At 41.1% G+C, this 25,195-nt stretch carries 18 protein-coding genes; 3 read left to right on the top strand and 15 right to left on the bottom strand.

Annotated features, from left to right (window positions below):
• Window positions 1–102: 102 nt before the first annotated feature.
• From G476_RS21480 to G476_RS0107760, 3 genes are all read right to left on the bottom strand, one after another.
• Window positions 103–3,255 (bottom strand): UvrD-helicase domain-containing protein, encoded by a 3,153-nt coding sequence (locus G476_RS21480; protein WP_035186265.1) that lies wholly within the window; start codon window positions 3,253–3,255, stop codon window positions 103–105.
• Window positions 3,248–6,190: a PD-(D/E)XK nuclease family protein gene (locus G476_RS0107765; RefSeq protein ID WP_026689603.1), complete on the bottom strand. Its 2,943-nt coding sequence runs from the start codon at window positions 6,188–6,190 to the stop codon at window positions 3,248–3,250. Before G476_RS0107765 ends, G476_RS21480 begins: the two co-directional genes overlap by 8 nt.
• Window positions 6,191–6,266: 76 nt before the next feature.
• Entirely contained in the window at window positions 6,267–6,770 is a 504-nt protein-coding gene (locus tag G476_RS0107760) for a metal-dependent hydrolase (protein WP_026689602.1), read from the bottom strand.
• Window positions 6,771–6,924: 154 nt separating this feature from the next.
• Between G476_RS0107760 and G476_RS0107755 the strand changes: the two genes are divergently transcribed.
• Window positions 6,925–7,170, top strand: coding sequence for a hypothetical protein (locus G476_RS0107755; RefSeq protein ID WP_026689601.1), 246 nt, complete (start codon window positions 6,925–6,927; stop codon window positions 7,168–7,170).
• Window positions 7,171–7,186: 16 nt separating this feature from the next.
• On the opposite strand, the gene G476_RS0107750 is transcribed toward G476_RS0107755, so the two are convergent.
• The 5 genes from G476_RS0107750 to ku all read right to left on the bottom strand — a co-directional run bounded on the left by G476_RS0107750 (window position 7,187) and on the right by ku (window position 15,167).
• Window positions 7,187–7,870: a type 1 glutamine amidotransferase domain-containing protein gene (locus G476_RS0107750; protein WP_026689600.1), complete on the bottom strand. Its 684-nt coding sequence runs from the start codon at window positions 7,868–7,870 to the stop codon at window positions 7,187–7,189.
• A gap of 442 nt (window positions 7,871–8,312) precedes the next feature.
• Window positions 8,313–9,803 (bottom strand): phytoene desaturase family protein, encoded by a 1,491-nt coding sequence (locus tag G476_RS0107740; protein WP_026689599.1) that lies wholly within the window; start codon window positions 9,801–9,803, stop codon window positions 8,313–8,315.
• A 101-nt stretch (window positions 9,804–9,904) separates the two neighbouring features.
• Window positions 9,905–11,152, bottom strand: a complete 1,248-nt coding sequence (odhB, locus tag G476_RS0107735; RefSeq protein ID WP_026689598.1) for a 2-oxoglutarate dehydrogenase complex dihydrolipoyllysine-residue succinyltransferase — start codon at window positions 11,150–11,152, stop codon at window positions 9,905–9,907.
• Window positions 11,149–13,977, bottom strand: a complete 2,829-nt coding sequence (locus G476_RS0107730) for a 2-oxoglutarate dehydrogenase E1 component (protein ID WP_026689597.1) — start codon at window positions 13,975–13,977, stop codon at window positions 11,149–11,151. The genes odhB and G476_RS0107730 overlap by 4 nt, the downstream gene beginning before the upstream one ends.
• A gap of 350 nt (window positions 13,978–14,327) precedes the next feature.
• Window positions 14,328–15,167, bottom strand: coding sequence for a non-homologous end joining protein Ku (ku, locus tag G476_RS0107725; RefSeq protein ID WP_026689596.1), 840 nt, complete (start codon window positions 15,165–15,167; stop codon window positions 14,328–14,330).
• 98 nt (window positions 15,168–15,265) lie between these two features.
• On the opposite strand from ku, the gene ligD reads away from it, so the two are divergent.
• Window positions 15,266–17,086 (top strand): DNA ligase D, encoded by a 1,821-nt coding sequence (gene ligD, locus G476_RS0107720; protein ID WP_026689595.1) that lies wholly within the window; start codon window positions 15,266–15,268, stop codon window positions 17,084–17,086.
• Here ligD and G476_RS0107715 read toward each other — a convergent pair.
• The 5 genes from G476_RS0107715 to G476_RS0107695 form a co-directional block, all read right to left on the bottom strand.
• A complete protein-coding gene (locus G476_RS0107715) occupies window positions 17,083–17,733 on the bottom strand; it encodes an SOS response-associated peptidase (RefSeq protein WP_026689594.1) in 651 nt (216 codons plus the stop codon). The genes ligD and G476_RS0107715 overlap by 4 nt on opposite strands.
• A gap of 3 nt (window positions 17,734–17,736) precedes the next feature.
• The gene (locus tag G476_RS0107710) at window positions 17,737–18,627 is read right to left on the bottom strand and encodes a gamma-glutamylcyclotransferase family protein (RefSeq protein WP_051314701.1); all 891 of its coding nucleotides are present in this window, start codon (window positions 18,625–18,627) and stop codon (window positions 17,737–17,739) included.
• A gap of 18 nt (window positions 18,628–18,645) precedes the next feature.
• Complete coding sequence (locus G476_RS0107705) at window positions 18,646–19,803, bottom strand: aminotransferase A (RefSeq protein WP_026689592.1); 1,158 nt, start codon at window positions 19,801–19,803, stop codon at window positions 18,646–18,648.
• A 213-nt stretch (window positions 19,804–20,016) separates the two neighbouring features.
• Window positions 20,017–20,520 carry a hypothetical protein gene (locus G476_RS0107700; protein ID WP_026689591.1) on the bottom strand — a complete coding sequence of 168 codons (504 nt, stop codon included), beginning with the start codon at window positions 20,518–20,520 and terminating at the stop codon, window positions 20,017–20,019.
• A 27-nt stretch (window positions 20,521–20,547) separates the two neighbouring features.
• Window positions 20,548–21,720: an alpha/beta hydrolase gene (locus G476_RS0107695; RefSeq protein ID WP_026689590.1), complete on the bottom strand. Its 1,173-nt coding sequence runs from the start codon at window positions 21,718–21,720 to the stop codon at window positions 20,548–20,550.
• A gap of 363 nt (window positions 21,721–22,083) precedes the next feature.
• On the opposite strand from G476_RS0107695, the gene G476_RS0107690 reads away from it, so the two are divergent.
• A complete protein-coding gene (locus G476_RS0107690) occupies window positions 22,084–22,302 on the top strand; it encodes a hypothetical protein (protein WP_026689589.1) in 219 nt (72 codons plus the stop codon).
• A gap of 533 nt (window positions 22,303–22,835) precedes the next feature.
• Here the strand turns inward: G476_RS0107690 and G476_RS21475 are convergent.
• Together G476_RS21475 and G476_RS21470 are read right to left on the bottom strand one after the other, a co-directional pair.
• On the bottom strand, window positions 22,836–23,963 hold the full coding sequence (locus tag G476_RS21475) for a D-alanyl-D-alanine carboxypeptidase family protein (RefSeq protein ID WP_051314700.1): 1,128 nt from the start codon (window positions 23,961–23,963) through the stop codon (window positions 22,836–22,838).
• A 444-nt stretch (window positions 23,964–24,407) separates the two neighbouring features.
• Window positions 24,408–25,085 (bottom strand): DUF4397 domain-containing protein, encoded by a 678-nt coding sequence (locus G476_RS21470; protein ID WP_051314699.1) that lies wholly within the window; start codon window positions 25,083–25,085, stop codon window positions 24,408–24,410.
• Window positions 25,086–25,195: the final 110 nt, after the last annotated feature.

Genomic DNA, 25,195 nt, shown 5'->3' with positions numbered 1-25,195 from the left:
GCCCTCCGTCAGCTCCACAGCTCCCGCACTTAAAAACAGCCCGGTAGAGTGGTGTTTTCTCCTACCGGGCGTAATAGTGAAAACCTAAGAATTCATCTTTATTTATTGATAATAAACAAAGTGGAGGGTCGCTTCTTTTACCGACTCCTTTGTTAATCTCGTCCAAGCTTCCACATACGAGTCTAACTGGCTTTCATATATTTTTGTAAGGTCGGACAAATCTTCCTCTTTCTTCAATCGGTCCGTCTTATAGTCCACAATGACCCATTCCGCACCTTCTTTGAATACAAGGTCAATAATCCCGTTATGGATAGTTGCATTCTCTTGATAAGTAAAAGGTACCTCCGTTAGAACGTGATCAGCCTGAGAGATGCGACTAAACAAGGTGCTCTTTGCAAAGTCATCCACGAGCTCTCTGGCTTCACCTTCTCGTTTTGAATCTATACTGTATTTTTTTAATAAGTGAGGAATTTTATCCAGTGCTTGTTGTCCATGTTTAATACGCTCTTCGAAAAGGTCATGGACAAAGCTTCCCCACTCCTTCCCCCCACCTGCGCTTCTTTCCAACTCTAGTCCGTTCGCTTCCTTCTTTGAAGGCGTTGCATAGGTAAACGTCTCTTTTTTTGCATGGACGAGCCAATCTGCTTTTTCTTTTTTAAAGGAGGCAAACAAATCGTATGGAATAACCTCTTTTATGTTGTCGTGAAGCGCTGGTGCCTCAAAAGATTCCGGTAGCTCTAATTCCTTTAGCTGGGTGATTCCATTATGAAGGCTTGTCCATGGATTTGCAGTATTTTTCTCTTTGTCTGTCCGGCCGACCACAAGCATACGCTCTGCCCTTGTAGCAGCCACGTATAACAATCGGTCCTCCTCTGCCTTTAAATAGGTGGTCTCTTCTGCATGCTTTTCTTCCCAACCAATCGGTTGTGCCATTCGCTCTTTACGATTATGAGGTCCGATGGCGCGATTGAATGTAAAGTAACCAATTGAACCTGAAGATGAGCGTTGAATATGCTTATCTACGAATTTTCCCGCATCTGTCCATTTTTTCGGGTGTACTAAAAATACATAAGGAGCTTCTAATCCTTTAGATTTATGAACATTCATCACCCTTACAGCCTGTGCATCTTCAGGTAACAGCATCTCTTCATGCGTTGATTCAGTAACAAGTTCTGCAAAGGCTCTTGCAGAGTCACCAAAGAGTATACTCCCCTGCATTTCTTTATCCCGTACTTTTTCGACTATTTGATAATAATGAACGACCTCACGTTTTGTCCGTTTGTCCATCATATACTTTCCTAATAAGCATACATCTTCTGCGATAAGTGAAATGGTCGCAGTTGGAATTTTTTCTTTTGACCACTTTAAATAACGTCTTATTTTCTCAAAAGCATAAACAAGAAGCTGTTGCTCTTCTCCAGTAAGTGTATTCGGGATTTTTGAGTATGCATGGAAGCTTCCACCTTCTTCTTTAAATTTAAAGAGAAGCTCATCGCTAATTCCAAAAAAAGGTCCTCTTAACACTGCAGTAAAGTAAAACGAGCTTGACGGCTTGGCTATATACATCAAAAGGTGAGAAAAACTAGACAATAACCGGTCTTGATCTAGGGTAAATTCTCCCGAAGTCATTACAGGAAGGTTGAATTTTTGTAACACTTTTGTGTATTCTGATACACCTTCGTTGTAACGAGTAAGAATCATAAAATCGCTCGGATTAGCAATTCCCCTATTTACTTTATCGGAAATGTACGCTGCAATTCGATGGGCTTCTTCATCCATAACAGTACCTTTGTTCCCATCTGGTACAGTGAGTGAGTATATACCAAGCATATCTTCATCTTCTTGATCCTGCTTATAAGAGACGAGTGGGCGATAGGCAGCCTGATATGAATTCTCTTTCTCAGGTAAAGCCTCTTTAAAAACCGGGTTAATTCGTTCTGTAATTCGGCTTGTGGTTCTAAAATTCATGACCAAGTCCAGCGTCTCTCCACCTGTTTGAGAAATCATTTCCTTCACTTTTTGATAGATATCAATATCAGCACGTCTAAATCGATAAATCGATTGCTTAGGGTCTCCTACAACGAACAAAGAACCCGGTTTAGGTACTTGCTTCGTCCAGTCCCTTTCTTCAACTTGATCTCCGGTTAAAAAAAGCATCATTTCCGCTTGCACCGGGTCTGTATCTTGAAATTCATCTACTAAAAGACAACGGTATTTATTCTTGAAGTAACGTCTGATGTCAGGGTTATCCCGTAGCAGTTTCGCTGTTAACAAAAGCAAATCTTGAAAATTCAGCTGAGAAAGGTCGGCTTTAAGCTCTTTATACGCGCTGAGTGCAGGTCGAATAAAGGGAATAATGAGTTGATGACAATATTCTGCCCACTCATCCAAAAATGTTTTGGCAAGTTCTTGAAAGCTTTGAGCCTTTTCCAAAATGTCTTTTGCATCATCTTTGGAAGACCAACGATTTTGTACAATTGTCAACTTACTTGAAAAGAGTTTAAACATCGCAATTTTGTTTCGCTCTTGAGCCATGTCATAATACGAGAGAACCTTCATCACTTCTCTTAGCTTTTTCTGAAGAGCATCGTAGCCTTTAGGAGGTTTTTGGTCTGGTAACGAGCGCTTGGCGTATTCTATGAGGTGGACCAGCTCTTTAAACACATGCTCAATATCAGGCTTATCTTTTCCTTTTGTAAACCACTTCACATCTTCATAGTCTTTTACGGTTTTCAAAGCATTTCTAAGTTCTTTTACATCAATACCAATCCCGTGAAACTCAGTCAGCTTTTCCGGTTCATGGAGGCGAGTCGTAATGAGATGCCTTTCCCACGCTTGATCGAGAAGCTTATCGTCTTCCACATCGTCCAATTCTTTAAAATCGAAGTCCAGCCCTGCTTCAACGGGCCTTTCTCTTAGTAACTTAGAGCAAAAGGAATGTACCGTCCCTAAGAAGCATTGGTCAAAATGCTCCAACGCCTTTACAACTCTCTCTTTTTCCAAGTTTTCCGATGGCTCATTGGCCGTTTGTTCCAACGATGCCTGAAACCGTTCCTTGAGCTCATCTGCCGCTTTACGAGTAAACGTAATAGCCACGATTTCATGAATCTGGTACTTCCCTGATACAATAAGGTTTGTCATTCTGGTAACCAGGCTCCGCGTTTTGCCGGACCCTGCCCCCGCTTCCACAAGGAAGTTCCGGTCTAAATCGTGGTTGATCAGATCTCGTTGGTGTTGGTCGATAAGGTTAGTCATGCTTGCGTACCTCCCTTAAAAGCTTGGCTCCTTCTGTACGGTCACTTGTTAGTTTCTCTTTAACCAGCTCTTCTTCATAGTCGTGCCTCATACAAACCGGTTTGAAGTCACAGAACTTACAATCATCAGGGTCATCTGTGAAAGGAAATTGACCTTCTTCAAGAAAAGCAGAAAGATGCTTAACAATGGTTACAAGTTCTTCTTTTCTCTCTCTACCGAAATCACGAACCACTTGCTCGCCCTGACCTTTTTTAGTCGGAAACAGATAGTGAGAGGAGGACACGAGCTTCCCATGATTTAAAAGCTCAAATGCGTAGGCATATAAGCTGTGTTGAACCTTTCTTCCCCCGTTATAATAGCGATCTTCGTCAAAACCGAAAGTGCTTCCACTTTTATAATCGACTGTACTATACGTACCATCTGGTAATTGATCAACCCGGTCAATTTTTCCTCTGACCTCTAATTGCCCTTTATCTTCAATAGGAATTTTAACGGTATATTGATCTTTAAAACCAAATTCGTATTCAAAATAAACCGGTTTGCGATTCTGAGAGAATGTCTCTTCCAGTCTAAGGAAGATAAAGCAAGCATCTAAAATATCCTTTGTTTCCAGTTCGTAGATCACTTCGTTTGGAGGCGGTAAAACGACTCTTACTTCTTCAATAGCTTCTCTAGCAATGGGTTCAATCCATTCAAATGTACCATCGACTTCAAATGTTTTTCCTCTGTCATAGAGATTCTGGTAGAATCGTTCAAAGATTGTATGAAGAAGGGTTCCCTTTGTAGCTGGATCAAGCCATACGTACCGATCTTCTTCAACCTCATCTTCGACCTCAATTTCCAAAACGTGTTTTAAGAAATACTTGTAAGGGCATTGAGCAAGGGTTTCCAGCTTACTGGCACTCATAACCATGTTTTCGTTTTTCAGGGGACTTAAGTGACTTGTAAGCCCTCTTAAATGACCATCATAGGCCGTAAAATCATTGGTTCTTCTCTTATTGTCTGCCACCTCTCCTTGCAACAAATGAGCAAAAAGATCGCTTTTGTAAAAACGACTATCTAGTGCCATTCCACCGAAGAGCTTGTCCGACCACCAAGACATTTCGCTTATCTCCGTGCTCGCCAGACTCACAATAGCTACTTCTTTTCCGAGATCGGACTCCACTTGCTCCCCTGTCGCATCACGCTTGTTGTACAAAACACGATACAATTGGATAAAGGCATACGCTGGGCTTGATTTTCTGTTCCCGGCGATATCCATCAGCGGGTACGAAAAGAACGTCTCCCCACTAAGAGAAGTCGTTAACGTCACTGTTTTCCACGATTGACGTTTCATATGTTCTACAGATGTCATCATATGCGGATGAATAGCCATTCGCTCTTGGTCGAGTAAAATCGGGTCTTCTTTCTGTGTACCAGGTACATTTTTACTTGTCATACCCACTACAAATACATGATCAAAATGATAATATAAACTCGTTCTTACTGGTGTTACATGCAAATGTCCGGGCTTTGGCATGGAAGCTGTCGCGTTCATCTTTGATAGCCAATACTCTGCTTGAGTAACTGCTTCACTCCCCTTCACGTGCATGCGCATATGAGGTGCAATTTGATCAACCATAAGTTCGATGTGCGATCGGCAAGAGGCGTCTTCTTGACCTGAGTGTCTGACCCAACTCTTCAAAAACATTGTTAGTGATTGTAAAAATTCACTGTAATCAACAGATTCATATCTCCCCTGGATGGGGATTAATGATAGAAGAGAGGTTAACCAGTCGGTGAGAGAGTCCCTTTTCCCTTTTTCCACCATACGTTCCGTCACTCTTTTATAGGAGTGGAGCCCCTTATGGACTCCATATTGTTTCAAAGCTGTGACCATCTGTTTAGCAGACATGCCCTCTGCTTCGTAAATCAGCCTCTCTTCTAGTAATCGTTCAAGTTCAAGTAAAGTAAAGTCGGACCTAATCCAATTCAATAGAGCAAAAAGTGCTTTCCCCGAAGGATAGTATGATATAGGCACACCTTCAGCGAAAGTTATACCGATGCCTTCTTTCTCTTTGAGTTGAAACAGTAAATGATGATAGGGGTTAGAGGCTGGATAATAGATTGCTGCTTGATCCAATGGGATGGAATTTCGCTTCAAATGAGCAAGTACTTGATTGATTTCATCTTCAGCACTAAAGGCAACACCAAGGGTTGTCATCGGTTTATTTGTGGTTATTTTTTCTTCAATTGTTTGGGATTGGATATCCCTTTCAACGCTTAGCATCTGTCTGTTTTGCTCACTGTTCGCAACATTCGAAAACTGTGGACGATAAAGCTTGGCCTCTTTCACATAACGAGTTAAAAACGAAGCTGTAAGTGCCTGATAAGCGTCATGGGGAAAGTATATGAATATAATGTTACTATCCGCTTTTTCTTCCGAGTATAGAGCTTTTTGAATAAGGTCTGCTCGATCCACATAGCCTTTTTCTTCTTTTTCCATTTCATACCGTGATAAGATCTGCAAGAAGTCCTGACCTTTATCTTTATGCTGAAAGCACGTTGGCGAAAGATCTTTTACGTTTAAAACATTCCGTTTAATATCCAGAATCCCCTTAAAAACGGCCTCACTTAAAGAAGGGGTTAGTTTGATTTTGCTAAAATACTTAAAAGCTCCCCCATCCTTTAAGCTTTTCATAATCTGAAAGACCATCTGTCTCCCGACTTCTTCTGGAATCTCGTGTTTATTGTCTCTTTCAACCTTCCAAAGAACACTTTCTTTTACAAGGTCCTCAATTGTTTTTGTATGTACATTAACGACAGGCGTACCATTTTTCGCTAAAGCATCAATTGCCAAACGACCATCTCGTTTTGAAGGAACAACTAACACTTTTTCCTCAATGGGGTGGCTTTTCATAATGGCTTTTAACTGTTCGAAGAATTCCGGTGACATCAGGCGTACTCCCCCTATCATTACAAATATACGATCATACGTTCTTCCTTTTATCATACCACGACGAACTAGTGGATTAAATACCTATATTCTTTAATAACTCTTCTAGTAATGAGCCTTGAAAAAAATAGTAAATGGTCACGATGACACTGATAAATAAAACCGTATTTTCAAACAATCCTGAAGACTTGTATGTGATCGGCATTTTTAGTCGAAACCCACTTAATGGAGCCAATAAAGGGATACTTCTCTTTGAAAATAAGTCTCCTAAAAGGTGGACCCCATAACCAGTAACTAGCCCTAGGACAAACAAATTTGTATATGAGGATAATACATATACCAAAAGAAGCCACGAGAGTACTGAGTGTGTGATTCCCCGATGTCCGAACAAACGCTTCACTGGTCTGGAGAAAAAAGGTAGCCTCCTTCCAATGAAAGAACTTGGTTCATCAATATCAGGAAGTAAGCTTCCTAAAACAAGTCCACCTATATAAAGGGCGGTAAAGGTCGTGTCCTGTTGAAAGTAACTTAAGCCACTACCAACTGCCATAGTCATTGCCAAATGTGTATCGTATCTCATGGTGTTGATTCCTTTCTTTTCTAGAGGCTCCCTCTTTAGTCGGTACAAGAACTATAAATGTACCATACAACCCTTTTACCTGTAAGTACAAGAAAGATGAAATCACAGCTTTATGGTTATACTATTTGCATAACATGTTGAAAGGGAGTTGTGTATGCAACAAACGTATATGTGTCCGTCATGTAAGGCGAAAACAAGGTTTAATGTCATCGATCAAGTCGTTACATCCGTAATGTGGAATGGAGAAGAAGGCTCTTATGAAGAAGTTGAGAGGCAAGCACCGTTTCATTTGGCTTATCAAGGTCCGGATAAACGTGTTCAATGTGGCAGCTGCGGACTAGTTGAAGATGAAATTCGCTTTAGAAAAATGGCGGAAAACGCAAACAACCAGGCTCAATGAGCCTGGTTGTTTGCGTTTATTCGTATACCGCTTTACGTCTTGTTTCCACAACATCCACAAAAGCTTTTGCCGCTGTTAAACTAGATTGAGGGTTTTGGCCTGTTACCAAATTGCCATCAACGATTACAAAGTCAGACCACATGGACCCCATTTCAAATTGAGCTCCTTTTTCTCGTAGACTTGTTTCAAGTAAAAATGGCATGTGCTTATCAAGTTCGGTTGACTCTTCTTCCTCATTGGTAAATGCCGTTACTCTCTTCCCTTCAACTAGGGATGTTCCATCCGATTTGGTCACATTTACAAATCCTGCAGGTCCGTGGCAGACTGCTCCGATCGGCAAATCATGATCAGCAAAATGGCTGAGTATGGATTTTAAGGAAGGGTCATCAGGGAAATCAAACATCGTTCCATGCCCTCCTGGTAAAAACACGCCATCGTAGGCTTCTTTGGAAACCTGCTGAAGTTGTGTTGTTTCTTCCAAACGTTTGAGGGGCTCTTCCCATTCTTTTAGCTGCTCGTCTTCAGCGCTATTCGGATCAAGGGGCGCTTTGCCTCCTTTAGGGCTGGCTACGGTTACGTCGTACCCTGCTTCAACAAAAGCCAAATACGGTTCAACGAACTCCGATACCCAAATGCCAGTTTTGTTATCTGAATTGATTTTGTCTGCACTCGTTACAATCATAAGCATTTTTTTAGACATTCTAACACTCCTTTATCTATATTCTTTGTCCTTTTTCCACGAATCATTCTTCCGTAAACATGGCGAGAGAATGAATTGCACCACCTACCAAGGCACTTCTTCAGTTCGACGCCTGCCACATCACCCATGATTCATTCTGATTTTAATGGTTAAGGGGTTAAGGAACGAGTAATTTAACACAAACTATATTTCATACCATGAGGTTTTCAAGGTGAGTCCACTTTCCTTTAAATGAATATATTCTTGATACAATATAAGGCCCGCATAACAACACGCCCCATCATTTTTCATAATCAAAGACAAAACTTACTGCCCAAGGGGCATACTCATTTTCATGTATCAACCCAGGTGCTTTCATATTAAGTAATCGCACAAACATGTTGAACGTAGTTTTCATGAAGTTGCTGGCCACTATTTAAACAATCGTTTAAATTCTGATTATTCACTTTAATTTTAAGTCCGTTTTTATTGACCTTGCCACATGAAATCCTGAGCTGGACACAGCCATCGTCCCTGCCCCTGGAAAAACGGTGTCACCACAAAACCACAAACCCTTTATGTTCGAACGGTGAGATTTGTCGTAAAACAGGCTAGATTTGACTGTTTGTGGATATCCGCCTACCCCACCGCTCGGGCGATTTGTAAATTGCTCCCACGCTTTTGGTGCACCAGGGTATAGTTGAGTAATCCCTTTTCTTACATTAGGTAATACGGTCTCTAACTGCAACAATATGAAATTTGTCATCTCTTCTTTTAATTGATCATATGACTCCTGTTCTCCCCACCTACTAAGGTTTGTATGAGTAGAGACTGTCATTGTCCTAAATCCTTTAGGCGCCCTTAAACGATCCTCATCGGAAGAAACAGATACGAATAGGTGGTGCCCTTCTGTAACCGGTTTTAATGGATCTGGTACGACTTGTGAAAACAAAGGGAAATATTCAGGAAACACCTCTTCCTTAACCGAGAGATACAAGGTGAAAGCTCCCCACTGCTCTCCTTTTTCTACTTTCGTTTTTCTTGGAAGCTTATGGTATAAAGATGGATCAAGTAATTCTCCAAGACTCTCAAGAGGAGTGTTGAGGATCACATGATCCCCTACATACTCTCGATCTCGCTGATCGACAACTAGCCATCGACCATCCTTTTTACTTACAGATACCACTCGTCGTCCCCTTTTCACAGTTCCACCATTTTCAACAACCTTTTTTACCATGGCATCAGCTACTTTATATAAACCGCCTTTCAAATAAAAAGCCCCTCGATGATAAACGTCAAGGGCAATAGCCGCCATTAGAAAAGAAGCATGCTTACTAGTCGCCTGCAAGCTGTCAATAATTAAACCGTCAATAAAGTGGACAAAGAGTTTATTTTTATCCAGGTCATATTTCTTTAATACACCTTGCAAGCTTTGGTTAAAAGAAGGAATTAACTTCAATTGATTTGGGCGGGCCAAAGCGAGGAGACGAAGCCACTCGCTAGGTGTAACAGGTGGTAACACCGGAAAATGGCGTGTCATTTCATAGATTGGGGAAGCCATCTTCCAACAGTGCTTAAAGAAAGCTCGGATGTTTTCTATATCTTCCGGAAAATGCTTCTCCATTTCCACGAGGAACTGATCTCTTTCTTTAAAATAGACAATCTTCTTTTCGCCTATGTTAACCGTCATTACTTCATTTAAGAGAACACAATCTATTTCTATGTTTAAATCGTTTAGAATTTGATCGTGTATGCCCCCAGCTTCAAATCCTAAGCCAAGTGTAGCGCCAACAGGAAAAGTATATGCTCCTCTTGAGAACTTTCCTGCACACCCTCCCCATTCAAGAGATGCTTCAAGTAACGTCACATCACATTTTTCTTCCATTGATAAATAAGCAGCGGCTGTCAGTCCACCGATTCCACCACCTACTACAATCACTCTTGTTTTTTCCATCACGTCACCTCATAAACGCCCTTAATGTTTTTTATACTTTACCCTTAAGAGTATAAAAAGAGTCCGCTATTTTAATAAAAGCGGACTCTCAATAATATAAATTATCCTTCTAAAAGAAGAGATTCTGGATCTTCAATTAACTCTTTTACTTTTACTAAGAACCCAACCGCTTCTTTTCCGTCAACGATACGGTGATCGTAGGAAAGAGCAACATACATCATTGGACGATTCTCAAATGTATCGTCGTCGATGGCTACTGGGCGCATCTGGATCTTGTGCATACCTAAGATACCAACTTGTGGTGTGTTTAAAATTGGTGTAGACCAAAGGGATCCGAAGATACCACCATTAGTAATGGTGAAACTTCCTCCTTGAAGATCACCTAGAGTGAGTTTCTTCTCTTTCGCCTTTCCGGCCAGGTTGCCGATTTCTTTTTCAATTCCAGCAAAATCGAGGCGATCTGCGTCACGTACGACCGGTACAACAAGACCGTCGTCTGTAGATACCGCCATTCCGATATCATAGAACTTTTTCATGACGATTTCGTCACCTTGAATTTCAGCATTTAAGAGTGGATATTTCTTCAACGCACCGATAACAGCTTTCGTAAAGAATGACATAAAACCAAGCTTTACTCCGTTATTATCATAGAACTGATCCTTGCGGCGTTTACGAAGTTCCATAATGTTCGTCATATCAATTTCATTAAACGTGGTTAGCATCGCAGCCGTTTGTTGAGCTTCAACTAGACGCTTTGCAATCGTTTGACGGCGTCTGGACATTTTAACACGCTCAACCGGCTTCGCTGGATCATCTTTTGGCTTTTCCTGCTTTGCTGGAGCTGGCTTAGACTCGGCTTTTTTCTGCTTGGATTCGTGTTCTTCGATATCTTCCTTACGGATACGACCAAGTGGGTCACGTGCCGAAATCTCACTAAGGTCGATTCCTTTTTCACGAGCATACTTGCGTGCAGATGGAGATGCAATCGGACGACCAGTAGAGTCAGATGCTGACTCTTCGGATGTAGAAGCTTGCCCTTTAGGTTCACTCTTACTTTGAGAATCTTCATTTTGAGCTTTTGGCTCTTCTTTTGTTTCAGAAGCAGATGCACCACCGGCTTCTTCGATCATGGCGATAACATCCCCTACTTTAACTGTATCCCCTTCTTCAAAGAGAGCTTCTTTAAGCGTACCGGACTCATCAGCGCTAATTTCCACGTTGACTTTATCCGTTTCCAGTTCTACGATATCGTCCCCTTTGTTTACTTGATCCCCTGGTTGTTTTAACCACTGTGCTACTGTACCTTCTGTTACGGATTCTGCTAGTTCAGGAACTTTGATTTCGATCATTCTTCTTCTCTCCCTTCGCTATTTAACGACAACGCATCTTCTACGATTTTTTTCTGGTCTTGTTTGTGCGCTTTTGGATCGCCTTCTGCAGGAGCCGATCGACGTCGACGTCCAATATATTTCACTTCAGCATGGCCTTCTGCCAAGTGTTTAAGGTGTGGGAATACATAGTGCCAAGCACCCATATTGCTCGGTTCTTCTTGAGCCCAAACCCATTCTTTAGCGTTAGGATACTTCTCTTTAAGTTCAGCTACGGCCTCTCTTGGGAAAGGATAGATCTCTTCTACTCTGACCACGTGGACCGTATCTTTGTCTTCCAATTCTTCAGCCGCTTCAGCCAAATCAATGGTTAATTTCCCTGTAGCAAACACAATTCTTTTCACATTTTCCGGATTTCTAGCAAGACCCGGTTGTTCAAGAATGGAGTGGAACTTGCCGTTTGCCACTTCTTCACTAGTTGAGATGACTTTGCTATGACGAAGAAGGCTCTTCGGTGTCATAACGACGAGTGGTCTCACTTCGTCTTTACCTAAGATGCTTGCCTGACGACGAAGAAGGTGAAAATACTGAGCCGCACTTGTCACGTTCGTTACATGCCAGTTATTTTCAGCTGCAAGTTGAAGGAACCGCTCCACTCTTCCACTAGAGTGTTCAGGTCCTTGTCCTTCATAGCCGTGAGGTAAGAGCAAGACGAGTCCAGACTTTTGGCCCCATTTGGCTCGACCAGCTGACACGAATTGATCAAAAATGACTTGAGCTCCGTTAGAAAAGTCTCCGTATTGTGCTTCCCAAATCGTAAGGGTTTCCGGCGCTTGTACGGAATAACCGTAATCAAAGCCTACGACTGCCGCTTCTGATAGCGGGCTGTTATAAACAGCGAAAGAAGCGTTCGCGTGATGCATCGTGTGAAGGGGCGAATATTTTTCATTTGTTTCGCTATCTGTCAACACAATATGTCTTTGTGAGAATGTTCCTCGTTCGGAGTCTTGACCGGTAAGGCGGATTGGATTTCCGTCATGAAGAATAGTAGCAAATGCAAGGGTCTCCGCAAGTGCCCAGTCTACTGCTCCATCCCCATCCAATGCCGTTTCTCTTCGCTGAAGAATTTTCTTTAGCTTCGGAAACACATTGAATCCTTCAGGAAACTTAAGTAATTCTTCATTTATTTGCTTAAGGGTCTTTAAATCTACTTTTGTATCGATATTATCAAGGGATTGAACAACCTTCTCAGGTGGGTTCATCTCGCCTGCACGGTCTCGTTTATTTGCTTTGATCGCTTCATATTGAGACTGCAAATCATCTAAAAGCTCTTGGCGCATTTTCTTCCCGTCTTCGCTTTCGATAATTCCTTTTTCATGTAAGCGTTCTGCATAAAGTTCATATGCGGTTTTATGCTTACGGATTTCTTTGTACATTTGTGGTTGGGTTGCTGCCGGTTCATCCATTTCGTTGTGTCCGTACCTACGATAACCGATCAAGTCGATCAATACATCCTTTTCAAAACGCTTACGGTATTCATAAGCAAGGTGCATCGCTGCAACACAAGCCTCTGGGTGATCGGCGTTAACATGAATAACAGGTACTTCAAAACCTTTTGCCAAATCACTTGCATAGTTAGTGGATCTGGAATCGTGACTAGACGTTGTAAAACCGATCTTATTGTTGGCAATGACGTGAATCGTTCCGCCAGTAGCATAGCCTGTAAGTTGGGACAGGTTTAATGTTTCAGCAACAATTCCTTGGCCAGGGAAAGCTGCATCTCCGTGAACCAAAATTGCCATTGCTTTAGACTTGTCCTGTTTAGGGTAACCAGGCTCGCTACGATCATCTTGGGCAGCTCGAGCAAACCCTTCAACCACAGGATCGACAAACTCTAAGTGACTTGGGTTATTCGCAAGGGAAACCGTTGCTTTTTCTTCTTGCTCTTCTACTTCACGATCTGCCCCAAGGTGATATTTCACATCTCCGGTCCAACCGTAGTTAATCCCTACTGAACCTTCTGATGGAACAAGTTCCTTATTTGGTGCGTCCACAAACTCAGAAAAGATGATTTCATACGGTTTTCCAAGAACATGTGCGAGCACGTTCAAACGCCCTCTGTGAGCCATCCCGATCATGACATTTTTAGCACCGTCCGTAACCGATTCTTTAACCGCATCGTCAAGCATCGGTACCATAGAATCCAGACCTTCGATTGAGAAGCGCTTTTGTCCAACAAAAGTCTTGTGAAGGAAGTGTTCAAACCCTTCTACATGATTGAGTCGTTTTAGAAGGTCTTTCCTCATGTCTTCCGTAAACGTCGGACGGTATTCTTCCGACTCTACCATTTTGTAAAGCCACTCACGCTCTTCCAAGTCATGCACTTGATTAAATTCAAACGCCAAAGCCGAACTGTACACTTTTTTCAAGTGGTTAACCGCATCAAGACCGTTCTCTACGGATTTCGGTGCATGTGGAGTTAATAAGTGTGCTGGGATTGCCCTAAGGGCTTCTTCAGTTAAATGGTAATTCTTTAGATCAAACAAATTTTTCGTCTCGCGCTTTTCAACCGGCGAGATGTCGGCCATTAAATGACCATTTCTACGAATGTGGTCAGTGAGTTTCGCAGCTTTAATGGCTGCATGGATATCGCCACCCGTACCTGACTGTGTAGGAGTATTTTCAGTTTCTGGTGGGCCACCCCATTTTTCAAAGAAAAGTGTTAATTCTTCATCTACTGAATCTGCATCTTCTTTATAAAGCTCATACATCTCCAGCAAATATCCAAGGTTTGGTCCGTGAAATTGGGACCAGCCTTCATCCAATTGAACGTATTTTGAGCTCATGAATCCAGTACCTCCATTTGTACAACCGAATTTTTGTACATGTAATATGTAAATGGTTAGAAGGATAAAAAAAGTAGTAGTGCTTTAAAGCGTGTGAAACGCTTACATCGTTATTTTATCACTATAGGAAATAATCCTCAAAAGAAATTGTAGATTTTTTAGAATTTTTCTTAATAAATTCTTCATTTTTGATCAAATACCGATATAATTTGTCTTTTATTGTAAAAAATAAGAGGGATCTTATGTCATTTGTGAAATAGTGAGTTTTCCAATTCCATACAATGAACCGAGTAAGCAATATTGCTTTTCCCCATTTTTAAAAAAGAAAACCGCTAACGAAGCGGTTAAGGTTACGCATTTTTCTTTTTTTGCTGCGTTGTTCTTTTTTTCGTTGCTGGCTTTTTCTTTTTGGCTTTCTTTGTTTTTTCAATGGATTCTTGCAAGGCATCCATCAAGTTGGTCACATTAGATGTATCCAACTTCGGCTCTTTGGCAGTAACCATTTCTTCACCATTTCTTTTCTCTTCAATGAGCTTTAAGAACTGTTCTCGATATTCATCTGTGTATTTACCTGGCTCGAATGTAGTAGTCAATTGCTCGATTAACATCTTTGCCGTGCTTACTTCTTTTTTTGAAAGATCGTTTTCCTCGGGTATACCCGGCACTTGATCTGATGCTCGTACTTCCTCCGGAAAATGAATCGTTTCCATAAGTAATGTGTTTTCATAAACCCTTAACACGGCTAAATGCTCTTTTGCACGAATCATGATTTTCGCAATCCCAATTTTTCCCGATTCCTCCAACGCCTGTCGCAATAACACATAGGCTTTTGCTCCTCCTTCATTCGGAGAGAGGTAATAGCTCTTGTCAAAATAGATCGGGTCGATCTCCTTTAAGTCTACAAAATCGAGAATTTCCACCGAACGTTCCGCTTGAGCCTTTTGAATTTGCTTTAATTCATCTTCTTCAATGATGACGTATTGGTCTTTTGAGTATTCAAATCCTTTTACAATGTCGTCTTTTCCCACTTCTTTCTCGCAATTTGGACATACCTTGTCATATCTAATGGGCGTGTGGCACTCTTTATGAAGTTGCCTTAGGGAAACGTCTTTGTTTTCAGTGGCTGCGTGGAGTTTGACCGGAATATTCACAAGGCCAAAACTGATCGTCCCTTTCCATATCGTATGCATTTAATCCTCTCCCTTATTTACCAACGGTTTTAGTATTAATGTCGGCAAAAATCGTAAAGGTTATGAGTAGATAATACTGGGTAAAGGATGTGAAAAAAATGAAAATAATGCTACCTACACGAGTTGAATCTCTCCCGGACTTTAAACAAAGCTGGAATTACGAGGTGAAATATGATGGTTTTCGATGTGTGTTGTTTGTAAAAAAATCAGGCGTTCAACTGGTTAGCCGCAATGGTCATCTTTTAAATGATCATTTCCCCGAAATCGTGCGTTTTTTAACAGAGCAAGCGGACTTTTCACATTTACCATTACAACTTGATGGCGAATTAGTGATGCTTGAAAGTGGTTACAGAGCCGATTTTTCAGCATGTCAAAAACGTGGAAGATTAAAGAGCCCGGTATCTATTCAAAATCATATCAAAGCATTCCCAGCTACCTTTCTTGCTTTCGATCTCCTTACCTTAAGGGGAAAGGATGTAAGAATGAAGCAGTATTCAGAGCGAAAGGAAATGCTACAACAAGTTTTCAAAGACCTAGAGTGGCCTTTAAAGCCAGATCAAGACGACCCTATTCCCATCCAGTTCGTTCCTTCATTTTCTTCATTTGAAACAGTATGGGACCTTGTGACTTTACATAACGGTGAAGGTATCATTTTAAAGAAGCTACAGAGCCAGTGGGTTCCTGAACGAAGCAAAACGTGGTTGAAATATAAAAACCTCAAAGTGATCAGAGTACTTATTACTGGAGAAAAAAAGAATGGATACTTCTCTATTGGTGTCTATAATGACCAAGAGCTTATTTCACTTGGATCTTTTTTACATGGGCTTAAAAATGACGAGCGTGATGTGTTAAAGACAATTATCCGTAAAAACAGCACTAAAAAGAATGGACACTATTGTTTAGTTGAGCCACTTTGTTGCGAGTTAAGCTGTTTAGGTCTCACAGGAAACGAGTTACGAGAACCGAGATTTACGAAGTTTTTGCTTCAAGAGGATCCTCTTGCGATTACACACGATCAACTGATCCATGATTTAGAACCTTTACCGAGGCAAGTGACGTTTACGAACACAGATAAATTACTGATCCAAGAAGTAGGAATAACCAAAAGAGATTACCTTTATTATTTGCAAGTCATGTCAAAAGCCATCTTGCCTATGTTAAGAAATCGGCCTTTAACTGTCATTCGCTACCCTGAAGGAATTGAAGAAGCGTCCTTTTATCAAAAAAATGCCCCTGCTTCACGTCCCAAATTCGTCAAGACGGCAGTTTGGGAAGGCCATCAGGCGATTGTTGTACATGATTTAGAGACCCTTTTATGGTTAGGCAATCAAAGTGCATTGGAATTCCACATTCCACCTGAAGACATACATGGCCAGTTGCATGAGCTCTTTTTAGATCTTGATCCTCCAGACAAAATGTCATTTGACCTTGCTCTAAGAACGGCATTGGACGTGAGAGAAATATTTAAAAGGTGGCACCTTCATTCGTTTGTTAAAACAACGGGAAGAAAAGGGTTGCAAGTTTTTATTCCAATTGAAAAAGGCTCTTTATCATATGAGGAATCAAATCGGTTTTTGTCATTCTTAGCTTCCATGCTTGTTGAGATGGATCCGTATACAAGAACCGTTGAAAGGCTAAAGAAGAATCGTCACAATCGTTTGTATATCGATTACTTGCAACACGGGAGAGGCAAGACCATTATCGCCCCTTATTCCCTTCGTGCAGTTAATGAGGGGCTCGTATCTTATCCGTTAATGTGGGATGAGGTAGAAAAAGACCTTTCTCCTTCTATTTTCACAATGAAAGAAGCGATGTCCCGTGAGAAACATCGCCCCTTTCATTTTCCTAATGACTATAAAAAAACGAACAGTACGAACCTGAAGATTTTAATTACCGAGATCAAAAAGCATGTAAACTAAATGCTCTCCACGCACCGCTCTCCTTCATGTTTTGGTGAATTCACATACTGAGACACAGGCGAAATGGCGAGTGATTCCGGTTTGGTTTCAAACAATTCAACCGGTTTTTTCCCCAAAAGCCAATCCTCTTGTTCTGAGCCACTTAACATTACTGGCATCCTGTGATGAATAGGGTTCATCACAGCGTTGCTTTTAGTAGTTAGGATTGTGCATGTGATTAAGGTCTGATCACTTGTTACATAACGATCCCACAGTCCGGCAAAAACCATAAGCTGTTGAGAAGGAAGCTGAATATAATAAGGGTGCTTTTCGCCGTCAATTTTCTTCCATTCGTAAAACCCGCTTGCACATATGAGGCAACGCCTTTTCTTCAACAGGTGTTTAAAGCTTGGTTTTTCATGGGCGGTTTCTGAACGAGCGTTAATCATTTTGTAACCAATACTCGGATCCTTAGCCCAAGAAGGGACAAGGCCCCACTTCATATAGCCTGCTCGATTTTGTTTTTTACCACGAACAATCGTGAGAATGTCTTGACTTGGTGCTATGTTATACCTTGGCTCTATCTCTTTTAGGACCTCTTCGTTTTCAAGATCGAATTGTTCCTTTAAGAAATCAGGATCTGCGTATAGCGTAAACCTTCCGCACATTGGTTACACCTCATTTGTCTTGTTGGTGTTGGATACTTCTGTTTCTTGTAGCTTTTGAATTTTCAACTTCAAACGATCCAAGTACGTTTCAGTCAACCACCCATTGCCTCCCCTTAGAATTTCATTGGCATAATGATCTGGTGGAGCCATTTCTTCTTTTTTATCCAAAACTAAAAACGTGAGTACATTTGTGTAGTGGTTGTTGTCCAACCCTTCAACGGAAATCACCGCTGGGCGATACATACCAGTAAACACGCCTTCTCTTTTATACAAATAATCAAGGCCCGTTCGATTGACTCGGTAAAGAAGACCTTCGGAATATCCTCCATCTTCTACAATATCCGCTCTACCCATTCCGTCAACTCGTGAAGCGATCGTAAAACGAAGCTCATAGCCCGGGAGACATGCTCCGGTTATCTCATGAAAATAATGATCCGCATTCGCTTGTTCCATTCTTTCCTTGTCCATACAAGAACCGAATGCAAAATAATAAAACGTCTCACCGAGTTTCTCCTCAAATAAGAAACGCATCCAATCAGATTGTGAAATTTTCTTTTTCAACAAGGAAGGATCTCCTGCTACATAAACGAATGCTTGTTTTTGATCGGTATCCGTCGTTACAGTTACTTCCTCGGGGATAAATAAGCTGTTCTTACTCCCGTCGTATCCTTCAAGTACGTGTAACTTATCCCAAAGCTGATCTGGGATGTCGTACAGCTCCCCGTAGACACGCCCATCTCCTTCTATAGAATAGGCGGGGTAGCCTAATTCTGTGTCAAATAGTTCTCCTTTGACCCATGCTTGTTCATTTATTCGCGTAACATCTTTAAGAAAATGATCATTCACTGCACCTTTTCTTAACGTACCGTATACAAACAATCGATTGTGTATCATCGTTTCCCCTCATTTCAATTACGTATGTTTATGCCAAAAAAGCTCCAACCGGTTTAAGGCTTCTTCAAGGTTGTCCATTGAATACGCATATGAGAGTCTAATGTACCCTTCACCATAATCCGAAAAAGCGTTTCCCGGTACAACTGCCAATTGATTTTCTTCGAGTAAGTTTATGGCAAATTCAAAAGAACTCATGCCCGACTTTTTTATAGACGGAAAAATATAAAAAGCTCCCTTTGGGTATTCAACATCAAGTCCAATTTCCTTTAGCCTCTTATACATATAATCACGGCGCTTCATGTATTCGTTTTTCATTGGAGTTGCATCATTCATTCCTACAGTCAAAGCCTGTGTAGCTGCTTTTTGCGAAATGGAAGACGGGCAACTCACATTATATTGATGAACCTTTAAGATGTGTTTTACAATTGGTTTTGGACCGAACACAAAACCAATCCGCCATCCTGTCATGGAGTGAGACTTTGAAACCCCATTGATCACGATCGTCTTTTCTTTCATACCATGAACATTGGCAATAGAATAATGCTTCCCTTCGAAATTAAGCTCTGAATAAATCTCGTCAGCAATGATAAATATCTCTTTTTCTTTCAGTACAATACCTAACTTGTCGAGCTCTTCTCGTGTTAATGTCACGCCTGTCGGGTTCGAGGGGTATGGAAGCATCACCGCTTTCGTCTTCTCAGACAAAGCCTGCTTTAATTTATCAGGCGTTATCTTAAAACCAGAGTCAGTCGTATCTACATATACAGGTACAGCTCCGCACAAGCGAATAATCGGTTCATAGGCCGGATAAACAGGCCCTGGCAAGATTACTTCATCCCCCTCTTCAAGGATGGTCCTCATCGTAATATCAATGGCTTCGGATGCACCGACTGTTGTAATCACTTCGTCTTTAGGGTTGTAGTTAAGCTCATATTTCTTTTTCACAAAGGCAGCAGCAGCTTCTACAAGTTCATCATCACCTTGGTTTTTTGTATACCGAGTATAATTATGATCTATTGCCGTTTTTGCAGCTTCCTTAATGTGTTCAGGTGTACTGAAATCAGGTTGACCTAACGTGAGTTGTACGGCATCAGGAAACGCTGCAACTCTGTTAAAGAACTGCCTGATTCCTGAAATTTGAATGTTTTTCACACGGGTGTTTAATTTATGTTCCATCTTCTTGCATCCCCTTTAATCACACGATACTTGAATAAACATCGTTCATTATTAAAAAAGTCTAACAGTATCCGCCTGCACATACAAGTTCCTTAACAACTGAACATGACGTTTGTGAAAAAAGGTTCCATTCAACCTTCAACTTATTTTAAATGCAATTTAAAAAAGGATGGCCGCTTAGGTGTTTCAGCACCTAAGCGGCCATCCTTTTATTTACACCCCTAGTTGAATGATCAACCACAGCGCGGCGATAAAGTAGAGCGAATACAAAAGAACCACACCGACACAAACAAGAACCGCCAACCTCACACCTCTGTCCTCGATCTTAAACTTCTCTCTTTGCTTTGTAAAAAGAACGACAAGAACCAGTACGTACAATAGCATAATAAAAAAATCAGCAAAAAACATTCCCCACTGCCATCGCTCCGCAATCGTACCTGTGAGAAGTAAAAACCATTCGCTACCCGCACCAATGACTTTACTTAAAAGTAGCTTTCCATAAAGGATGACAGTCACCCACCATCCCCACGATTTGAATAGGAACAAGCCGACTGAACTAATTAAAAAAAACAAGTAAATACTATCTGTTACAAGGATTTGAATAATTCGTGGGGTAAATCCCCATGAAAAAGCGATATAAAACATGTAACTAAAGTAACCGACCGTGAATAAGGCTTGTCCAATGGCCAAGAGTCTCGCAAAAAAGGCTGATCTCATCTTATCTCTCCTACTCTCAATATGTCCTTAAGGATTTAAAAGGTTTGCTCCTGTTCTGCCCAATAAATAAGCAGCAATCGCAAACGCTTCAGCCTGCTCTCTCATACGATCAATACCTTGCGGAGATTGTCGAACTTGCAGTTGGTACGGACTTTCTTGGAGTACTCCCCCGTGAGCCTGCCTTAAAAAGCTAGATGCCTCTTGTAAACCATACCTTCCGCTTTGCATCACTTCATAGAAAGAGACAAACCCGTGCATCACACCGCGATACCTCGTTGCTCTTACATGGACACCCGAATCAGCCAACCGTTTTGCATATGCTTCCCCTTCATCACGGAGAGGGTCAAACTCAGCTGTGATAATGAGTGTGGGCGGTAAATCTTCTAAATTATCCGCTTGGAGTGGCGAAGTATAGGGGTTGCCCCACATCATTTCCTCAGGTGTATACAAATCTCTCGCCCGATACATGACTTGCCGGGATAACAAGTAATAGCCACTATCGTACACTTCCCGTGAACGAAGCTCCACATCTTGAAACGTTGTGAGAGGATAGAATAACACTTGGGAAGTAAGATCCGGTCCTTGGCGATCTCTTGCCATTAATGTCATTACTGTAGCAATATTCCCTCCGGCACTATCTCCTGCAACACTAATTGTATTAGGATCACCGTTAAAGGTATCTGCATTTTTTTGCGCCCATTTTAGTGCCGCGTAGCTATCTTCAACCGCAGCCGGGAAGATGTGTTCAGGTGCGACACGATACCCAACACTAATGACTACACTATTTGTTCTTGTGGCCAACGAACGAACGATGTTATCATGTGTCTCAATACTTCCATACCCTTCCATAAAGGCACCACCATGATAATACATCACAATCGGATAAGGTCCTTCCCCTTTAGGGCGATAAATTCTTACAGGAACTTGAACGTCTCCCACTACAGGAACGTATAAGTCTTCACGGAGTAAAGGACTTCCTCCCCCACCTCCACTTACAATTCGTGGAGGTCGTATATCAATATCAAGCGTAACCAAATTATTATTAATGGCATGCAAAACGACAGCCGTTTTAGCAGGTAATCGCCCTGCATCAGTGGACTGCCACAGATAAACAGCAACTGCTACAGAGATCAAAACAACAGCTAATGCTAACGAGCTTAGAAGTACTAAGTTTTGTAAAATACGCTTAGCCCATCTCATGGTGAACAGCCCTCCACATCTTTATCGGAAAAATTCGACTTCTCTTATTATTATAATAAGAAAAACCCCTTACCGCTACGTTCTTATGTAAACAAATAATTTCCAATTTACTTCCATTATTTCAGAAACGAAAAGAAAGTCCGCAAGATATACTTTTCACTCATCCAAAGTGATAAAGGCAAACGCTACGTTCAATCACTATATGTCTCAATATCATGTAACCTTTGGATCTTCAGCACGGGACATTGAATTATTTAACACATTTGTGTAAACCTGATTTTTCTGGTGATCCTATAACAATAAAGAAGTCTTACGTTTAAGTATTAGACTAAACATAGATATAAGATGGAGGCGAATGAACATATGGATTTCCAGTTACATAGTGAAGATAGTGCATACCCTTGTGAAGTAACTTGCGATGAGGACAACGGGAGATATATGATCCGAAAATCGGATACATCGGGAGAAGTGTTTAATTCCTCATATGAATTGAGGCAATGGATTGAACAAAATTGGACCGGAGCTATGTTTATAAACGAAGAAGAGTACAAACGAATGCTTTCTCAATTAAAGGAAATGTAAGGATAAGGTTAGTCATGTTTCTATAACAGTTTTGCACTGAATAAATTCAGTAAAGGAGGATTACTCTTAACTCCATTTTTTCACTTCTCAGTGACAAAGACGCTCTACCTCATCGAGGCTGTGGCATAAGTATGGTTATGAATGGAAATCCGAACAAAGGTATGCGGTGGAAACAAGCCGCTTCTGAAATATACTTCACTTTCCCCAGGAGGCGGTTGAGCCTCCTCGTGCACGACGAAGGCACTGAAAAAGTTTGATCTTTAACTTTTCAATGCCTTCGAAGAGCGTGCTTCTTCCTCTACATGCATATGCTTCGAGACGTCTGCGTCGTAGCAACTTGACGCTCAAGATGTTAACGCTCGTCACTGCTGGGTCTCACCTTCGCTTTTCTTCCCGCAGGAGCGTATATCTCATCCACTCTGCTAGCAAATGGTTCGGATTCCGCCTTGAACACTTACTTTAATTCCTAACCTCGTTCTTCTATTTTGTGTTAGAGCAAAAAAAGAGGATAACAGATTGCTCGTCATCCTCAATTACTCTATACTCCACTTAGTAAATCCACTCAAGATAAACCACCTTGCAAATCGTTCGTATCCGATTGGAACCGACTTTTTCGCAACCTTTGATTCTTTATGAGAAGGAATAATGTAAGAAGGAAGGTTGGTTAAATATCGTTTCTCTAAATCAACGTTTGCAATTTCCCTTTTCTCTTCCCCTGTAACCTTAATAATGCCTTCATCCATGACTTCATATTCGATTGTTTCCCCTTTGTATGAAGTGACAAAAAGTTCATCTGGTAAAATGTAATCGATTAATAAATCTTCTCCGGTAAGATTAATTGTCTTTGTTTCAAACTTTCCCAAACTATAATCAATTAATTTATTTGTATCCTCGTATGCAAGATGCCTGTTAGGAGAATTCAACGTAACTACTACTACTTCCGTATCCCCATCAAAAGCAGACGTCACTAATGTATATCCAGAACGCTGGACAAATCCATTTTTGACACCTGTAATATGTTCGTTTTGTCTCATAAGATCATGATGATTGAAAAGCGTTGTTTCCCAACCTTCCCCTTTCCAATCCAAACTTTTTGTCCCTACAATCGTTCTGAAATCTTCATTGTTCATAGCGTAAGCTGCAATCTTAGCCATATCTAGTGCCGTGGTTACATGCTCTTCTTCGAATAATCCGTGAGGGTTTGTGAAGTTCGAATTGTCCACACCTACTTTTTCTTGAACGAATTTGTTCATTCGTGTAGAGAAAGCGTCGACTGAACCGTCCACGTGCTCTGCAATAGCAATAGCTGCGTCGTTCCCCGAACTTACCATCACACCTAACAGTAGCTGCTCCAATGATAAGACTTCACCTTCCAATAAATATACTCGAGTGCCTATAACATTTACGGCATCGAAACTGACGCTCACATCTTCTGACAATTCAGCTTCTTCAAGAGCAACAATAGCAGTAATGATTTTTGTTATGCTTGCCGGATACATGGTTTGTTCCGCATTTTTTTCGTAAAGGATCTCCCCTGTTTGGCGATCAATAACAACAGCAGCTTCACTATGCAAAAGGTTAGGCTCTGCTGCGATATAATATTTAGGAAGTAAAACTAGGAAAAGTAGGATCATTATTATGAAATAAGTGCTGGCTTTCATGGTGCTATCACCTTTGTCTCTTCATTATTACTTTTATGATAAACATATTCTCGACACAAAACAACGAATTTCCGATGACATTTGCGTAACAAACCAACTACAGACCTTTATTTTGTCGTTTTGTGCGGTTTTTCATTCTAAGATCAATTGTTGGTTCATAACGAAACCATTGGAGTTTTAGGAGAAGGTCTCATTTATTAAGAGGAACCCAAAATAAAATGAGGCTAGGACAAACGTGTTTTAAGTAAGAGAATCCGTACAAACAATTCGCGATCCTATTCGTATGACTGTTGAAATATACCCCGCTAGCTGGGCTACCCTCCTCGTTACGCGAACTACGAGGGCCTCCCCTTCGCTTTCGAGATCACATTTCATACGCAACGCTCGTTCATTGTTTGGATTCTTTACAAAACACATTCTATTTGTCCTAACCTCTAAAAACGTTTATTGTATGGCATCTTTCACAAGAATAATATCGAATGCCGGCTCTCCTTCGAGCTGACCTACAGCAAATGCAGAGTATACAGATCCTTCTTCAAGACCTACGTTTGGTACTTGGAATACAGTATCTTCAGATCCAGTCGGTCTTACTTCTAGGTTTACTGTTCCTGCATCCACTTCAAGATAATCACTCACCTGAGGGAAGCTTACATTCTCAAACAAGATTGTATCCGGTGCGGCAACAATATCGACTGCTGGAGCATCCGGTGAAAAATGCGCTGCTCTTACTTTTACTTTACCTTCTACTGGCTCCAAAGCATCTCCTACTGCTACCAAATCCAATTGATTAAGAGGACCGACAGCAGCCAGCGTATATGCTTGCCCTGCTTTAACTTCTACATTTTTTTCAATGACGGCTTCATCTTTTTTAGGATTTGCCCCCTCTGGAAAAATGCGAACGTTGTAAGCACCTTCTTGTAGCGGCAAGTAGTCACTCACATCTTTAAACGTTACACTTTCTAAAACCTTATCTTTATTTACATAGATGTCGACTGCTGGAGCATCCGGAGACGCGTGGATTGCTCTTACAAATCCCTCACTTGCTTCTCCTTGTGTCACGCTTGCACCCATTGATAATAAAGCAATCATAAACGCGAAGCTTAATACAACCCATTTTTTCATGATGATCAATCTCCTTTTCATTTTTTACAACCATAATGTCTCCTTTACACTGGATAATTATTCTTTTTATCAGGGAGCCTTTTAACTTCGGAGAGGATTTTGTTAATTTA

Origin of the sequence: Alteribacter aurantiacus DSM 18675, assembly GCF_000429705.1 — a bacterium.
Taxonomy (GTDB): domain Bacteria; phylum Bacillota; class Bacilli; order Bacillales; family Salisediminibacteriaceae; genus Alteribacter; species Alteribacter aurantiacus.
The sequence above is the reverse complement of the archived record's forward strand: the minus strand, read 5'-3'. Positions and strand labels throughout refer to the sequence as shown.

Bases quoted from the DNA above. Each gene is read 5' to 3' on its own strand.
- G476_RS21480 (WP_035186265.1), bottom strand. From the start codon at position 3,255: ATGACTAACCTTATCGACCAACACCAACGAGATCTGATCAACCACGAT.
- G476_RS0107765 (WP_026689603.1), bottom strand. From the start codon at position 6,190: ATGTCACCGGAATTCTTCGAACAGTTAAAAGCCATTATGAAAAGCCAC.
- G476_RS0107760 (WP_026689602.1), bottom strand. From the start codon at position 6,770: ATGAGATACGATACACATTTGGCAATGACTATGGCAGTTGGTAGTGGC.
- G476_RS0107755 (WP_026689601.1), top strand. From the start codon at position 6,925: ATGCAACAAACGTATATGTGTCCGTCATGTAAGGCGAAAACAAGGTTT.
- G476_RS0107750 (WP_026689600.1), bottom strand. From the start codon at position 7,870: ATGTCTAAAAAAATGCTTATGATTGTAACGAGTGCAGACAAAATCAAT.
- G476_RS0107740 (WP_026689599.1), bottom strand. From the start codon at position 9,803: ATGGAAAAAACAAGAGTGATTGTAGTAGGTGGTGGAATCGGTGGACTG.
- odhB (WP_026689598.1), bottom strand. From the start codon at position 11,152: ATGATCGAAATCAAAGTTCCTGAACTAGCAGAATCCGTAACAGAAGGT.
- G476_RS0107730 (WP_026689597.1), bottom strand. From the start codon at position 13,977: ATGAGCTCAAAATACGTTCAATTGGATGAAGGCTGGTCCCAATTTCAC.
- ku (WP_026689596.1), bottom strand. From the start codon at position 15,167: ATGCATACGATATGGAAAGGGACGATCAGTTTTGGCCTTGTGAATATT.
- ligD (WP_026689595.1), top strand. From the start codon at position 15,266: ATGAAAATAATGCTACCTACACGAGTTGAATCTCTCCCGGACTTTAAA.
- G476_RS0107715 (WP_026689594.1), bottom strand. From the start codon at position 17,733: ATGTGCGGAAGGTTTACGCTATACGCAGATCCTGATTTCTTAAAGGAA.
- G476_RS0107710 (WP_051314701.1), bottom strand. From the start codon at position 18,627: ATGATACACAATCGATTGTTTGTATACGGTACGTTAAGAAAAGGTGCA.
- G476_RS0107705 (WP_026689592.1), bottom strand. From the start codon at position 19,803: ATGGAACATAAATTAAACACCCGTGTGAAAAACATTCAAATTTCAGGA.
- G476_RS0107700 (WP_026689591.1), bottom strand. From the start codon at position 20,520: ATGAGATCAGCCTTTTTTGCGAGACTCTTGGCCATTGGACAAGCCTTA.
- G476_RS0107695 (WP_026689590.1), bottom strand. From the start codon at position 21,720: ATGAGATGGGCTAAGCGTATTTTACAAAACTTAGTACTTCTAAGCTCG.
- G476_RS0107690 (WP_026689589.1), top strand. From the start codon at position 22,084: ATGGATTTCCAGTTACATAGTGAAGATAGTGCATACCCTTGTGAAGTA.
- G476_RS21475 (WP_051314700.1), bottom strand. From the start codon at position 23,963: ATGAAAGCCAGCACTTATTTCATAATAATGATCCTACTTTTCCTAGTT.
- G476_RS21470 (WP_051314699.1), bottom strand. From the start codon at position 25,085: ATGAAAAAATGGGTTGTATTAAGCTTCGCGTTTATGATTGCTTTATTA.